Source organism: Streptomyces sp. NPDC046303 (assembly GCF_055588085.1).
The window spans coordinates 23,976-37,796 of the sequence record NZ_JBVJFA010000049.1; the positions used below are offsets into that span (position 1 = coordinate 23,976).

Below are 13,821 nucleotides of genomic sequence, written 5' to 3' on the forward strand. Positions count from 1 at the left end.
CGGGGCGGCGGTCTTTTCCGGTGCCCTCGTTCAACGCCGTTCGTGGGCCGCCGGCAGCGGCAGCTCGAACCAGACCACCTTGCCGCTGCTCAGCCGGGTGGCGCCCCAGCGGCGGGCCATCCGGTTCACCAGGAACAGGCCGCGGCCGCCCTCGTCGGTGTCCCGGGCCCGGCGCTGGCGCGGCAGCTGCGGGGAGTCGTCGCCCACCTCGCAGCGCAGTACGTCCGTACGCAGCAGGCGCAGGGTCACGGGCCGCTCCGCGTACCGGACGGCATTGGTGACGACCTCGCTGACCAGCAGCTCCAGCGAGTCCTGGAGCTCCTCCAGGCCCCACCGGGTCAGGGCGCGGCGGGCGAACCGGCGGGCGCGGCCCGGAGCGGTCTCCTCCGGGTCCAGGAACCAGTACGCCACGTCACTGGGCGCGATCCCGTCGAAGCGGGCCGCGAGCAGCGCGATGTCGTCGTCCCGGTCGCCCGGGCCGAGCATGTCCAGCACGTCGTCGCACAGCGCCTCGAGCGGCGGCGGGTGGTCCAGGCCGGTGAGCTGCGCGGTGGTCGCCAGGCGCTCCCGGAGCTGCTCGATGCCGGTCCACACGTCCCGCAGCCGGGATTCCACCAGCCCGTCGGTGTACAGCAGCAGGGTGGCCCCCGCGGGCGCGTCCAGCTCCACGGCCTCGAAGTCCACGCCGCCGACGCCGATCGGGGCGCCCGGGGGGACGCGCAGCACCTCCGCGCGGCCGCCGAGGTGCAGCAGGACCGGCGGCGGATGACCGGCGTTGGCGATGGTGATCCGGTGCGAGACGGGATCGTAGACGGCGTACAGGCAGGTGGCCATCCGGTCCGAGCCGAGGCGCTGGGCCTGCTCGTCCAGGTGGTGCAGTACCTCGGCGGGCGGCAGGTCCAGCTGCGCCAGGGTCTGCGCGGTGGTGCGGAGCTGGCCCATGATCGCGGCGGAGGTCATGGAGTGGCCCATGACGTCGCCGACGACGAGGGCCACCCGGCTGCCGGGCAGCGGTATGGCGTCGTACCAGTCGCCGCCGACGCGGGCCGTCTCCGCGGCGGGCAGGTAGCGCGAGGCGAGCCGCACCCCGGTGGGCTGGGGCAGGCTGTCGGGCAGCATGGTGCGCTGCAGCTCGTCGGCGATGTACGCCTCGCGGCCGTACAGGACCGCCTTGTCGATGCCGAGCGCGGTGTGGGTGGCCAACTGGGCGGCGACCAGCAGGTCGTTCTGCTCGAAGGCGGGCCGCTCGGGGCTGCGCAGGAACACGGCGGCGCCGATCACCCGGCGGCGCCCGCGCAGCGGCGCCAGCACGGCCCGGTTGCCGCGCGGCAGCGGATGGTCCACGCCCAGCAGCTCGGGCAGGGCGGCCTTGGCGGCCGCGGAGGACCCGAAGACGGGCCGTACCCCGCGCAGCACCTCGGCGAGCGCGCCGCCGGAGCGGATCTCGCACAGCTCCGCCGCGGGCAGGTCACCCTGCGGGCCGAGCAGCGGCAGCTGGCTGAAGTCGAGTTCGCCGGCGGCCCCCGCGGCCCCGGCGAGGTCCGGGCCCGCGCCGATGGTGCCGCCCGAGGCGGCGTCGGTGAGATCGTCGATCGGCCGGAGCCGGTCGGTGCGGCGCAGCCTTAAAACGACCGGGCCGACGGGGCGTTCGTCCCCGACCGGCAGCGGGTCGCGCAGGTACACGAGGATGGCGTCCGAGAACGTCGGCACGGTGGCCCGGCACAGGCCGAGCACGATCTCGTCGAGGTCGATGCCGCGGGCGATCCGCCGGGTGGCGGCGCCGACGAAGCGCAGCCGGTCCCCTTCGCGGCGCGCGGCGCCGGCCTCTCCGGCCCCGACCGCCATCAGGGCCGCGCCGCCGCCGAGCAGCTCCCCTCCGGCGCGGTACGCGAGGTCCTGCCCGGCGGTCGCGTCCGCACCGGGCGCGGCGCCGACCGCGTCGACGGGCGTGGCCTCGCGCGGGCGGGGCGGCTCGGAGGGGCCGCCGAGCCCGGTGCCGGCCGCCGCGTTGAGGGCGGCCGCGCCGTCCCGGACGCGGGCGCTGCCCTGGCCCTCGCCGGGTCCCGCGGCGGCGGCCGGCACGTCGGCCGGGGCGGCCGCGGCCCCGGCCCCGGCCTGGCCGCGGGGCCGGGGGAGTCCGGGGGTGGGGCCCGCCGCGGAGCGGGCCGCGCGGGTGCCGGGGGCCGCCGGGGCCGTGCCGCCCGGCCCCTCCGCGGGACCGGTGCCAGCGCCTGCGGCATGCGTGCGTACGGCCTCGGCGGCGGCGATGGGCGCCTTGCCGTGGCCGGACTCGTCCGTACCTCCGCCGGAGGCGACGGGCTGCGGGCCCTCCTGAGAGGTGGGGTACTCCGTCACGCGTGGAATTCCGTCCGTTTGCGCTCGATGTGCGCTGCACTCAACTCGGTCAGTCGCGGTATACCCGCTCAGCGGCCGGGGCACCATCACCCCGCGATTCCGCGTCTCCCCCGTTACCTCTCGCCCTGCGTCGACCTCCGGTCAAATCCCGCGTACGGCACGACACTTGCGCACACAGGGTCTCATCGCGCCGCCCGGCGCGCGCAACCTTGCGGAGGACGATCCTACGTTTGCACCCCAGGGGCGCATCAAGGGTCTCATGAGGTCATATGAGCCGGGGTGCGGTCCCAGTCCTCCGGCAGTTCCGGAACCGTCCAGGCCGGATCCGGCCGCCAGTTCTCCCAGCCGTCGCGGAACGGCGCACCCCATTGCGTGATGACCCGGACCGCCGCCCGGCCGGCCTCCCGCACCCGGTCCGCCTCCTGCGGCCCCATCAGCCCGGAGCGCTGCGCCTGGGCGAACTCGTCCTCGTCCCGCCACTTCCAGGTGCGGTCCGGGTAGACGGAGATGTCGAGGTAGTGGTCCACGGAGTCGACGCCGCCGGACCAGCGCGACCGGGGCTCCTCCAGGTTCACGTACCAGTTCTTGAACTGCCAGCCGTGCTCCCAGAACAGCCACACCGACCACGGGTCCCCGGGACGCGCCAGCTTCAGCACGCCCGCACCGAACCAGCGCGAGCGCACGGTGGTCCGCGGCGCGGTGTAGCGGGTGGCGAGGGGCTCCTCGTGGACGGGGGTGCCGTCGGCGAGCACCGGTTTGACGCACTGGGTGCCGGGGGCCATCCAGACGGCGAGCAGTTCCTCGGTGTCCTGCACCACCGTCACGGGGCGGCAGATGTGCACCTGGCCCTTCAGCCCGGGGGCGTGGTCGCGGTAGCGCCAGAGGATCTGCTCCCCGGGCGCCCAGTGCGTGCCCTGCGCACGCGTGCGCGCGGCGCCGCCCGCAGGCCTGGAGGTCCCTGTCATGCGCAGATCTTAGGGCGGGCGCCGCCGCGGATGCTGCGGTGCAGGTCACCGAGGGGGTCGGGGACGGTAAACGACCGGATTCGGACCCTGTGGCGCGGCCGCTCAGGGGTGCGTCATGCGCAGGACGTCCAGGGCCTCGTCCAGTTGCTCCAGGGTGAGCGCGCCGCGATCGACGTAGCCGGACTCGAGGACGACCTCCCTGATCGTCTTCCGTTCGGCGAGGGACTTCTTGACGACCTTGGCCGCTTCCTCGTAGCCGATGTACCGGTTCAGCGGGGTCACCACGGAGGGCGAGGATTCGGCGTACTCCCTGGCCCGCTCGGCGTTGGCGGTGATCCCGTCCACCGTGCGGTCGGCCAGCAGGCGGCTCGCGTTGGCGAGCAGACGCACCGATTCGAGGAGGTTGCGGGCCATCACCGGCAGCATCACATTGAGCTCGAAGTTGCCGGCCGCGCCCGCCACCGCGACGGTCGCGTCGTTCCCCATCACCTGTGCGGCGACCATCAGGACGGCCTCCGGAACGACCGGATTGACCTTCCCGGGCATGATCGAGGACCCCGGCTGGAGATCCGGGAGATTGATTTCGGCCAATCCGGTGCGCGGGCCGGAGGCCATCCAGCGCAGATCGTTGCAGATCTTGGTGAGGGAGACGGCGATCGTACGGAGCATCCCCGAGGTCTCCACCAGCGCGTCCCGCGCCCCCTGGGCCTCGAAGTGGTCGCGCGCCTCGGTGAGCGGCAGCCCGGTGTCCGCGGCCACCTCGGCGATCACGGCGGCGGAGAACCCGGGCGGGGTGTTGATGCCGGTGCCCACCGCGGTGCCGCCCAGCGGCAGCTCGGCCAGCCGCGGCAGGGCGGCGCGCAGCCGCTCGACGCCGTAGCGGACCTGGGCGGCGTACCCGCCGAACTCCTGGCCCAGGGTGACCGGTGTGGCGTCCATCAGGTGCGTCCGCCCGGCCTTGACGACCTGTGCGAACTCGGCCGCCTTGCGCTCCAGCGCGGCGGCGAGGTGCTCCAGGGCGGGGACCAGGTCGCGGGTGACGGCGGCGGTGGCGGCGATGTGGAGGGACGAGGGGAAGACGTCGTTGGAGCTCTGCGAGGCGTTGACGTGGTCGTTGGGGTGGACCTCCCGGCCCAGCCGCTCGGTGGCCAGGGTGGCGATCACCTCGTTGGTGTTCATGTTCGACGAGGTGCCCGAGCCGGTCTGGAAGACGTCGATGGGGAAGTGGTCGTCCCAGCGGCCCTCGGCGACCTCGGCGGCGGCGGACCGGATGGCCTCCGCGACATCCTGCTCCACGACGCCGAGGCGCGCGTTGACCAGGGCGGCCGCGGCCTTGACGCGGGCGAGCGCCTCGATGTGGGCGCGCTCCAGCCGCTGTCCGGAGAGGGGGAAGTTCTCCACCGCGCGCTGGGTCTGAGCGCGCCATTTGGCGTGGGCGGGCACCCGTACGCCGCCCATGGAGTCGTGCTCGATGCGGAACTCTTCGGCCTGCTGGTGATCGGTCATTTTCGTGGCCTCCTCTAAAAGTTGAGCAATTGTCTTGTTCGAAGTGTTCCCAACTCCCCTACTGGCCAGTAAATACCGGGGGTAACACCGGCACTCGGGGAGGCGTTCATGACACGTGCACACAGGAAACCCAGGCTCAGATCTACCCTCGCCGCCCTCGCGGCGGCGGCGGCCGCCCTCGGGGGCGTCACCGCCGTCACCCCCACGGCCCAGGCGGCGGTGCCCACGGCAGCGGCGGCAGGGGCCGTGACCCCCCTGCCGCCCGAGCTGGAGGCGATCCGCGCGGCGGAGGCCACCAAGATCTACGGCGACCCGGCCATCCGCCCGCTCGGCGAGCGCAAGACCGGCCTGATCTCGCTGGGCGACAGCGAGATCTCGGGCGAGGGCGTCGGCACCTACGACCCCGCGACCAACACCCCGTCCAACCAGTGCCACCGCTCGCCCGACGCGGCGATCCACCGCACCGGCATACCGGCCGACCTCACCTTCAACGTCGCCTGCTCCGGCGGGTACACCGGCAACATCAGGATCGGCGGCAGCAAGCAGTACGCCGACGAACTGGTGCAGAGCGACAGCCTCGCCATCAAGGCCCGCAACACGAAGATCAAGATGGTGCTTCTGGTCGCCGGGGCCAACGACGACCTGCAGTTCGGCCCGGTCATGACCGACTGCGTCACCCGCTGGGTGCTCAGCCAGGGCACCTGCGAGCCCAAGTACGCGCCCGGCTGGCAGGCGCGCGTCGACGGCCTGAAGCCCAAGGTCGAGGCCACGGTCGCCGACCTCAAGACGGTCATGCGCGACGCCGGCTACGCGGACACCGACTACAAACTGGTCGTCATGGGCTATCCCAGCCCCATCGGCCCCGACTTCTACGACAATCCGAACTTCCCCGGCAAGCTCCCCGGAGGCTGCGCCGGCTACGACTCCGACGCCACCTGGGGCCGCAACTACGCGGTGCCCACCTTCGAGAAGGGCATGCGGGACGCGGCGCGCAACTCCGGTGCCGTGTACCTCGACAACTCGCGGCTCTTCCACGGCCACGAGGTGTGCATGGAGGACGCCTGGGCCCGCGGGCTCTACCTGGACCTCGCGGACCACTTCCCGTGGGACGAGAACACCGCCCGCCAGTCCTTCCACCCCAACTACCGGGGCCACGGCGCGTTCGCGTCCTGCCTGACCCAGCTCTACACCTCCGGCCTGCGCGAGGCATCCTGCGCCGACCCGGCGAGCACCGGCACCCCCGTCCTCCAGGCCGGGGCCTGGGACGACAGGTTCAAGCCCCTGAAGAACGAGGCGAACGGCACCTGCCTCGACTCCAACGGCGGTTCCAGCGCCAACGGGACGGCGATCCTGGGCTGGGACTGCCACGGCGGCCGCAACCAGGGCTGGTGGTACGACACCGCCCGCACGTCCGTCCACATCGAACTGACCCAGGACCGCTGCCTCGACGCCCCGGGCGCCAACTACGGCGCCGGCACCGGCCTGGTCCTCTGGAACTGCCACGGCGGCGCGAACCAGCGGTTCGTCCGCGACGGAGCCACCGTGCGGCCCGCGGCCGCGCCGGGCATGTGCCTGACGGTCGCCGCCGCCCGTGAGCCGCTGAGGCTGCAGGCCTGCAACGGCTCGGCGTCGCAGCGCTTCGCGTAACCGCCCCGATCCCCTTCCGACCCCCCACACCCGGCCGGCGCACCCCGGCCGGGTGCCTACATGTCGTCGAGCAGCTTGCGCACGTCCCGCGGCCGGTTGGTGATGATCGTGTCCACGCCGAGCCGTACGCACAACTCGACGTCCTCCACCTCGTCCACGGTCCACACCCGCACGGACAGCCCCTTGGCCCTCAGCCGGGCCACCAGGCCCGGGTCGCGGCGTACGAGCTCGATGCCCGGGCCCGCATGGGTCGCGTACGGGGGCCGCACCGGGCGGAGCGCGCGCTCGATGAGGAACACGGCGGGCAGGCCGGGCGCGAGCCGGTGCATCCGCGTCAGTGCGTTCCGCGAGAAGCTCATCACCTCGACGCGGCCCGAAGCCCCGTCCGCGAGCCCGTACTCCCCGAGCCTCCGCACCAGTTCGGCCTCCAGCCGGCCGCCCGCGCGGGACGGGTGCTTGGTCTCGACCGCGAGCCCGACCGGGTACGGCGCCGCGAGCGCCTCCTTGAGCAGGTCCTCGAACAGCAGCACCCCGGCCCCGGCGTGCACGGCCCCCTTCCACGCCCCGAAGTCGAGCGCGCGCAGCTCCTCGTAGGTCATCTCGGAGACCACGCCCCGCCCGTCGGAGGTCCGCTCGACGCGCCGGTCGTGCACACAGACCAGCTTCCGGTCGGCGGTCAGCCGTACGTCGCACTCGAGCGCGTCGGCCCCGTCTTCGATGGCCTGCCGGTACGCGGCGAGGGTGTGCTCGGGGTGCTCGTGGGAGGCTCCGCGGTGGGCGACCACGCGCACGGCGCGGGCGGTGGGGGGCTGCGTCTGCGTCATGCGGACATCCTCGCAATCCGTGGTGAACGAACAGGCGCGGGCCTGCGTCGCCGACGTTAACCGTGCCGGGGCCCTGCCGGGGGCTTGGCGGGGCGGGCCCTGGCTGCGCCGTCCCCTCCCCGGCCCCGTCCCCGGCCGGCCCGGCTACGGACGCGGGGCAAGGGGGGCCGGGGTGACCTTGAAGCCGCCCTTCGTGACCTCGGTGAAGGGAGCCGGGGCCATGCAGGTGCCCACGACCGGCTCGGCGACCGAGCCGTCGGGCTTCACGTCGACGTTGGCGATGGCCCAGGAGAAGCCGACACGGTCCGGACCGCCGCGTTCGCCGTCCTGGACGCTGATGCCGATCCGCTTGCCCTCCCAGCCGACGTTCGAGCTCTTGACCACCGCGGTGATCGTGGCCGTCTTGCCGCCCGTGACCATGCAGTCGACCTCCGCCTCGGCCACGCCGGTGAAGTTCGACGCCGGCATGTGGTGGTAGACGGTCACCCGGCCGCGCGCGTCGGTCGGCAGGCCCTGCTCCAGGCCCTTGGCCGGGAAGGGCCTGCTCCACGGTGCCGATACGGCGTCGACCGTGAAGCGGATGTCGTCCTCCTTGGGGGCGTAGGGGAAGACCACGGTGCCTCCCCCGTGCACCGAGGCGAGCTTCGGGGCGGCCGCGGCCGGGGCCGCCGGGGCGGGGGCCGCGCCGATCAAGGTCGCCACCAGGGCGGCCGCGGCTCCGGCGAGGACAAGGGTGCGCTTGCGGTTCATCGTGAACTCCCGGTGAAGGTGGGCTGTTCGGTTACGGGAACAGCCTCGCCGGGGCCCGCCGGTGAGCCATCTGCCGATCGGCGGATATGAGCGAGGGCCCCTCCCCCAAACGGGGGAGAGGCCCTCGGCCGTCGCCGCTACAGGCCCCAGCCGCGGAACGGCATGTGCGTCTCGCCCCTGCGTTATCCGGATGCGGGGGACGCACCGATGCCGCATGCTGCCCGGATGGTCGAACAGCAGATGGACGGAATCCTTCACTGCGAACCCTGCGAGGAATGCGTCGAGGAGGCCTGGCAGTCCATCGAGAACGGCACGTTGCGCTGGGAGGCGACGCTCTCCTGTTCACGCTACGCCGTCCAGGCCTGTGACCGCGGCCGTGGCGTGCCGCCGCCGTGGATCCGGGAGCGCATCGTCGCCGATGAGGGCACGTTCCACCTGCCCGTCGGCGGGCCGGACGGGGTGCCCATCGCGCTACTGCGCCGGGTGTACGGGCTGACCATCGCCGAGGTGGCCGCCGCGCGGGCGTCGGGCTGGCGGGCCACCCCGACGGAGGCCCGCTACCTGACGGGCATGTCCCCGGAGCCCGGCCTCTCCGCCGGGGCGCCATAGACGCCGTACCGGGGCAGCAGCCCTGCCCCGGTACGGCGACTGGTCAGGCGAGACCCGGGCCGCGGACCGGGATGTGGGTGAACGTCGGCTCCGGGGCCGGGTTCTGGAAGAAGTCGTTGCCCTTGTCGTCGACCACGATGAAGGCCGGGAAGTCCTCGACCTCGATCTTCCAGACCGCCTCCATGCCGAGCTCCTCGTACTCCAGGACCTCGACCTTCTTGATGCAGTCCTGGGCCAGGCGTGCCGCCGGGCCGCCGATCGAGCCGAGGTAGAAGCCGCCGTGCGTGCCGCAGGCGTCCGTCACCTGCTGCGAGCGGTTGCCCTTGGCCAGCATGACCTTGGAGCCGCCGGCCGCCTGGAACTGCTCGACGTAGGAGTCCATCCGGCCGGCCGTGGTCGGGCCGAAGGAGCCCGAGGCGTAGCCCTCGGGGGTCTTCGCCGGGCCGGCGTAGTAGACCGGGTGGTCCTTCAGGTACTGGGGCATCTCGGCGCCCGAGTCCAGCAGCTCCTTGATCTTGGCGTGCGCGATGTCGCGCGCCACGACCAGCGGACCGGTCAGGGACAGGCGGGTCTTGACCGGGTGCTGGGTGAGGGTCGCGAGGATCGACTCCATCGGCTGGTTCAGGTCGATGGAGACGACGTCCGAGGAGTCGGCGAGGTGCTCGTCCGTGGTGTCCGGCAGGAACCGCGCCGGGTCGCGCTCCAGCTGCTCCAGGAAGACGCCCTCGGCGGTGATCTTCGCGACCGCCTGGCGGTCCGCCGAGCAGGAGACGGCGATGGCGACCGGGAGGGAGGCGCCGTGGCGGGGGAGGCGGACCACGCGCACGTCGTGGCAGAAGTACTTGCCGCCGAACTGCGCGCCGATGCCGATCTTCTGCGTGAGTTCGAAGACCTGCTGTTCGAGGGCCTCGTCGCGGAAGCCGTGGCCCAGGGCGGAGCCCTCGCGCGGCAGCTCGTCCAGGTAGTGCGCCGAGGCGTACTTCGCGGTCTTCAGCGCGTGCTCGGCGGAGGTGCCGCCGACCACGATCGCGAGGTGGTAGGGCGGGCAGGCCGCCGTACCGAGCGAGCGGATCTTCTCCTCCAGGAACTTCATCATGGAGGCCTCGTTGAGGACTGCCTTGGTCTCCTGGTAGAGGAAGGACTTGTTGGCCGAGCCGCCGCCCTTGGCCATGAAGAGGAACTTGTACGCGCCGCCGTCGGTCGCGTACAGCTCGATCTGCGCGGGCAGGTTCGAGCCGGTGTTCTTCTCCTCCCACATGGTGAGCGGGGCCATCTGCGAGTAGCGCAGGTTCAGGCGGGTGTACGCGTCGTAGATGCCGCGGGAGAGCGCCGCCTCGTCGCCGCCCTGGGTGAGGACGTTCTGGCCGCGCTTGCCCATCACGATCGCCGTGCCCGTGTCCTGGCACATCGGCAGGACGCCGGCCGCCGCGATGTTCGCGTTCTTGAGGAGGTCCAGCGCCACGAACTTGTCGTTCGAGGAGGCCTCGGGGTCGTCGATGATGCGGCGCAGCTGCGCGAGGTGCGCGGGGCGCAGGAAGTGCTGGATGTCGTGGATGGCCTCTTCGGCGAGCTTGCGCAGCGCCTCCGGCTCGACCTTGAGGAACGTACGGCCATCCGCCTCGAAGGTGGACACGCCCTCGGCGGTCACCAGCCGGTAGGGGGTGGTGTCCTCGCCCAGGGGCAGCAGGTCGGTGTACGCAAATTCTGGCATGACGGCAGTCATTCCTCACTCGGCAGACAGCGCTGGCGACCAATTGGCAGCGCAGTCCACCAGCGTAGAACCTCCCGGCGTGCCCGTGTCTGTGAGGTAAGGCTCACTCGGTAGTATCGCGATCTATCGTGTCTCGCTATGCTGGTCGCGTGGACCTGGAAAAGCACCCCGCCGACCCCGCCCCCGCGCCTTCGCCCGCGCCGGCTCCCGCCCCCGCGGCGGGCGGACTGCGCGCCTCCGACGCCGACCGGGACCGGATCGCGCAGATCCTCGCCGACGCCCTCGCCGAGGGCCGGCTGACCGCCGAGGAGCACGCCGAGCGCCTGGACTCGCTGTACGCCGTCAAGACGGTGGGCGAGCTGGACGTGCTCGTACGAGACCTCCCCGCGCCGGGCGCCGGCCACACCTCAACCCCGCCCGCGTACGCCGCCCGCACCGCGGCGGCCGGCTACACCGAGACGGTCGTCGCCGTGTGCAGCAGCTCCGCGCGCAAGGGCCGCTGGCGGCCGGGCGCGCTCACCCGCGCGGTCTCGGTCATGGGCGACATCACCATCGACCTCACCCAGGCGGTCTTCGAGCAGCAGGTCACCGAGATCAACGTGACCTGTGTGCTGGGGAACGTCGAGGTCCTCGTGCCGGAGAACGTCACGCTGCGCGGCTACGGAAGCGGGGTCCTCGGCAACTTCGAGGTGCGCGGCGTGGGCCGCGGGGCGACCGACCCGCAGGCCCCGGTCGTGATCATCCGCGGCTTCGCCCTGCTGGGCAACATCGAGGCGCGGCCCAGGCCCGGCGCCCGGCTGGTCGATCTGGCGAACCGGATGCGCAAGCGCCTCGACGGCTGATGCGGAGACGGCCCGGCTGACCCGGCCGGCCCGGCTGACCCGGCTGACCCGGCGGACCCGGCCGCCCCGGCAGGCGCAGCTGACGCGGCTGGGAACCGCCCGTCGCGGGGGGTCGCGTTTCGGACGAACACCCGCCGGGCGCCGGCACCCAGTGCATAGGGGCGCGCACAGCGGGTAGGGACAGGTGCATCGTCTCTCGCTCGCGTACCCGTCGTCAGGAGTAGACCGTGCCGCATCCGCCGCATCAGTCCCTGAAGGTTGCCGTCGTGCCGAAGCCGCGGGTGCCGGTGACGGCTGAGGACGGCCCATGGCACGCGGAGGCGGTGTGCCGCCGCGACGAGGCGGGCCTGTTCTTCGCCCCCTCCAAAGAACCCACGGCGGCCCGGCTCTCCCGCGAGGAAGCCGCCAAGCGCGTCTGCGCCCGCTGCCCGGTCATGGTCGCCTGCCGCGAGCACGCGCTGCTCCAGCCCGAGCCGTACGGAGTCTGGGGCGGCCTCACCGCCGCCGAGCGCCGGGTGGTCCTGGCGCGGATGCGGCGCCGCTCGGCCGAACTGCGCCAGGCGCCGGGGCCGGAAACCATAGCCGCCGCGGGCTAGCCCGGCCCGTACGTACGGAGTGCGTGGACACGGCAGAGGGGCGGTCACCGCCGCACACGGTGACCGCCCCTCTCGCGCTGCCGTCCCGGAGGCTACTGGGCCCGGTCGAAGTCGATCGCGCTGTACGCGCGCAGCTTCGCCAGGCGGTGCGTCGAGTCGATCTGCCGGATCGTGCCCGACTTCGAGCGCATGACCAGCGAGGACGTGGTCGCGGTCTCCGAGCGGTAGTGGACGCCGCGCAGCAGCTCGCCGTCCGTGATGCCGGTGGCGACGAAGAAGACGTTCTCGCCGGACACCAGGTCGTTCGTGAACAGGACGCGGTCCAGGTCGTGGCCGGCGTCCAGCGCGCGCTGGCGCTCGGCGTCGTCCTTCGGCCACAGCTTGCCCTGGATCGTGCCGCCGAGGCACTTTATGGCGCAGGCCGAGATGATGCCCTCGGGGGTGCCGCCGATGCCGAGGAGCAGGTCCACGCCGGTGCCCTCGCGCACCGCCATGACCGAGCCCGCGACGTCGCCGTCCGAGATGAACTTGATCCGGGCGCCGGTCTCGCGGATCTCCTTGACGATGCCCTCGTGGCGGGGGCGGTCCAGGATGACGACGGTGACGTCCTCGACGGCCATGTTCTTGGCCTTGGCGACGCGGCGGATGTTCACCGAGACGGGGGCGTTGATGTCGACGAAGTCGGCGGCCTCGGGGCCCGTGACCAGCTTCTCCATGTAGAAGACGGCGGACGGGTCGAACATGGTGCCGCGGTCGGCGGCGGCCAGGACGGCGATCGCGTTGGGCATGCCCTTGGCGTTCAGGGTGGTGCCGTCGATCGGGTCCACGGCGATGTCGACCTCGGCGCCGGTGCCGTCGCCCACCCGCTCGCCGTTGAACAGCATGGGGGCTTCGTCCTTCTCCCCCTCGCCGATGACGACGACGCCGTTCATCGAGACGGTGGAGATCAGGGTGCGCATCGCGTTGACCGCGGCCCCGTCCGCGCCGATCTTGTCACCGCGTCCGACCCACCGGCCGGCGGCCATGGCGGCCGCCTCGGTGACCCGTACGAGTTCCAGGGCGAGGTTGCGGTCGGGGGCCTCCGGAGAGACTTCGAGCTGGGGCGGCAGGTTGTGCTCGGTCATCGGAGCGCACCTTTCTGTACGGCGACGGCCGGGAAGTGAGGGTGCTGGAACTCTATCGGTACGTCGACATATTGAGCAGGCCGGGTCACGTATGAGCGGAATATCGGTCAGTCGATTGGCCTGAGCGGACGTCTTGCGGATGGCTTCGGGCGGCTCGCCGGCCGCGGGGGCGCGCCGCGCGGCGGGTTCGGGGCCACCCCGGCGGTGATCGCTGCCGCGCATACGGGACGATGGTGCCGTGGCAGGTATGAAAGGCAAGCAGACGATCTGGGACATGGTCCGGTCGCTGGCGGTGATCGGCGTCGTGGTCGCGGGGATCTACGTCTTCGTCCCACATGACGAGGACGCCGATCCGACGCGCACGGTCGACTACCGGGTGGAGACGCTCACGGCCCGGCGCGCCGCGCCGTACCCCGTGGCCGCCCCGGTGGGGCTGCCGCCGGAGTGGCGGGCGACCTCCGTGACGTACCAGCGCAAGGACTCCCACGCCTGGCACCTGGGCTTCCAGGACCCGGACCGGCAGTACGTGTCGGTGGAGCAGTCCACGGACACCTCCGCCAAGTACATCGCCGCGGTCACCCGGAAGGCGACGGCCACCGGGCAGACCCAGCAGGTCGGGGACGCGGTCTGGGAACGCTGGGACGGCGAGAAGTACGACGCCCTCGTCAAGCAGGAGCAGGGCTACGTCACGGTGGTCACCGGGACGGCCTCCTTCGAGCAGCTCGGCACGATGGCGGCGGCGCTGGAGTTCAAGCAGGGCCGGCAGGGGGCCTGACGCCTGCCCGCCCCGCACCTCGCGCCTCGCACGCACGCGAAACGGCCGCGGGGGGGGGGGGGGGGGGGGGGGGGGGGGGGGGGGGGGGGGGGGGGGGGGGGGAGGGGGGGGGAGGGG

12 protein-coding genes are annotated in these 13,821 nt (G+C 72.7%); 5 read left to right on the forward strand and 7 right to left on the reverse strand.

Annotated features, from left to right (window positions below; all coding sequences use genetic code 11):
• Nucleotides 1-30: 30 nt before the first annotated feature.
• The 3 genes from ACZ6I1_RS32200 to ACZ6I1_RS32210 all read right to left on the reverse strand — a co-directional run bounded on the left by ACZ6I1_RS32200 (nucleotide 31) and on the right by ACZ6I1_RS32210 (nucleotide 4,826).
• Nucleotides 31-2,268, reverse strand: coding sequence for a SpoIIE family protein phosphatase (locus ACZ6I1_RS32200; RefSeq protein ID WP_469292448.1), 2,238 nt, complete (start codon nucleotides 2,266-2,268; stop codon nucleotides 31-33).
• 344 nt (nucleotides 2,269-2,612) lie between these two features.
• Nucleotides 2,613-3,320, reverse strand: a complete 708-nt coding sequence (gene fomD / locus ACZ6I1_RS32205; RefSeq protein ID WP_469292438.1) for a cytidylyl-2-hydroxypropylphosphonate hydrolase — start codon at nucleotides 3,318-3,320, stop codon at nucleotides 2,613-2,615.
• Between the two features lie 102 nt (nucleotides 3,321-3,422).
• On the reverse strand, nucleotides 3,423-4,826 hold the full coding sequence (locus ACZ6I1_RS32210; RefSeq protein ID WP_469292439.1) for a class II fumarate hydratase: 1,404 nt from the start codon (nucleotides 4,824-4,826) through the stop codon (nucleotides 3,423-3,425).
• A 108-nt stretch (nucleotides 4,827-4,934) separates the two neighbouring features.
• Here ACZ6I1_RS32210 and ACZ6I1_RS32215 point away from each other — a divergent pair, with 108 nt between their 5' ends.
• On the forward strand, nucleotides 4,935-6,473 hold the full coding sequence (locus ACZ6I1_RS32215) for a ricin-type beta-trefoil lectin domain protein (protein ID WP_469292440.1): 1,539 nt from the start codon (nucleotides 4,935-4,937) through the stop codon (nucleotides 6,471-6,473).
• Nucleotides 6,474-6,529: 56 nt separating this feature from the next.
• Here the strand turns inward: ACZ6I1_RS32215 and ACZ6I1_RS32220 are convergent, their stop codons facing one another.
• Complete coding sequence (locus ACZ6I1_RS32220) at nucleotides 6,530-7,297, reverse strand: glycerophosphodiester phosphodiesterase (RefSeq protein ID WP_469292441.1); 768 nt, start codon at nucleotides 7,295-7,297, stop codon at nucleotides 6,530-6,532.
• 144 nt (nucleotides 7,298-7,441) lie between these two features.
• A complete protein-coding gene (locus tag ACZ6I1_RS32225) occupies nucleotides 7,442-8,047 on the reverse strand; it encodes a hypothetical protein (protein ID WP_469292442.1) in 606 nt (201 codons plus the stop codon).
• 225 nt (nucleotides 8,048-8,272) lie between these two features.
• Here ACZ6I1_RS32225 and ACZ6I1_RS32230 point away from each other — a divergent pair, with 225 nt between their 5' ends.
• A complete protein-coding gene (locus ACZ6I1_RS32230; RefSeq protein WP_469292443.1) occupies nucleotides 8,273-8,656 on the forward strand; it encodes a hypothetical protein in 384 nt (127 codons plus the stop codon).
• 43 nt (nucleotides 8,657-8,699) lie between these two features.
• Here the strand turns inward: ACZ6I1_RS32230 and ACZ6I1_RS32235 are convergent, their stop codons facing one another.
• Nucleotides 8,700-10,367: a fumarate hydratase gene (locus tag ACZ6I1_RS32235; RefSeq protein ID WP_469292444.1), complete on the reverse strand. Its 1,668-nt coding sequence runs from the start codon at nucleotides 10,365-10,367 to the stop codon at nucleotides 8,700-8,702.
• Between the two features lie 149 nt (nucleotides 10,368-10,516).
• Here ACZ6I1_RS32235 and ACZ6I1_RS32240 point away from each other — a divergent pair, with 149 nt between their 5' ends.
• Together ACZ6I1_RS32240 and ACZ6I1_RS32245 are read left to right on the forward strand one after the other, a co-directional pair.
• On the forward strand, nucleotides 10,517-11,209 hold the full coding sequence (locus tag ACZ6I1_RS32240) for a DUF1707 SHOCT-like domain-containing protein (protein WP_469292445.1): 693 nt from the start codon (nucleotides 10,517-10,519) through the stop codon (nucleotides 11,207-11,209).
• Nucleotides 11,210-11,436: 227 nt separating this feature from the next.
• Nucleotides 11,437-11,805 (forward strand): WhiB family transcriptional regulator, encoded by a 369-nt coding sequence (locus ACZ6I1_RS32245; RefSeq protein WP_469292446.1) that lies wholly within the window; start codon nucleotides 11,437-11,439, stop codon nucleotides 11,803-11,805.
• 92 nt (nucleotides 11,806-11,897) lie between these two features.
• Here the strand turns inward: ACZ6I1_RS32245 and glpX are convergent, their stop codons facing one another.
• The gene (glpX, locus tag ACZ6I1_RS32250; RefSeq protein WP_469292447.1) at nucleotides 11,898-12,929 is read right to left on the reverse strand and encodes a class II fructose-bisphosphatase; all 1,032 of its coding nucleotides are present in this window, start codon (nucleotides 12,927-12,929) and stop codon (nucleotides 11,898-11,900) included.
• A gap of 247 nt (nucleotides 12,930-13,176) precedes the next feature.
• Here glpX and ACZ6I1_RS32255 point away from each other — a divergent pair, with 247 nt between their 5' ends.
• Entirely contained in the window at nucleotides 13,177-13,704 is a 528-nt protein-coding gene (locus ACZ6I1_RS32255; protein ID WP_469292449.1) for a DUF4245 domain-containing protein, read from the forward strand.
• Nucleotides 13,705-13,821 lie beyond the last annotated feature (117 nt).

Excerpts from the sequence above, each read along its gene's own strand:
- ACZ6I1_RS32230 (WP_469292443.1), top strand. The coding sequence starts at position 8,273 with ATGGTCGAACAGCAGATGGACGGAATCCTTCACTGCGAACCCTGCGAG.
- ACZ6I1_RS32215 (WP_469292440.1), top strand. The coding sequence starts at position 4,935 with ATGACACGTGCACACAGGAAACCCAGGCTCAGATCTACCCTCGCCGCC.
- glpX (WP_469292447.1), bottom strand. The coding sequence starts at position 12,929 with ATGACCGAGCACAACCTGCCGCCCCAGCTCGAAGTCTCTCCGGAGGCC.
- ACZ6I1_RS32225 (WP_469292442.1), bottom strand. The coding sequence starts at position 8,047 with ATGAACCGCAAGCGCACCCTTGTCCTCGCCGGAGCCGCGGCCGCCCTG.
- ACZ6I1_RS32220 (WP_469292441.1), bottom strand. The coding sequence starts at position 7,297 with ATGACGCAGACGCAGCCCCCCACCGCCCGCGCCGTGCGCGTGGTCGCC.
- ACZ6I1_RS32235 (WP_469292444.1), bottom strand. The coding sequence starts at position 10,367 with ATGCCAGAATTTGCGTACACCGACCTGCTGCCCCTGGGCGAGGACACC.
- ACZ6I1_RS32210 (WP_469292439.1), bottom strand. The coding sequence starts at position 4,826 with ATGACCGATCACCAGCAGGCCGAAGAGTTCCGCATCGAGCACGACTCC.
- fomD (WP_469292438.1), bottom strand. The coding sequence starts at position 3,320 with ATGACAGGGACCTCCAGGCCTGCGGGCGGCGCCGCGCGCACGCGTGCG.
- ACZ6I1_RS32255 (WP_469292449.1), top strand. The coding sequence starts at position 13,177 with ATGAAAGGCAAGCAGACGATCTGGGACATGGTCCGGTCGCTGGCGGTG.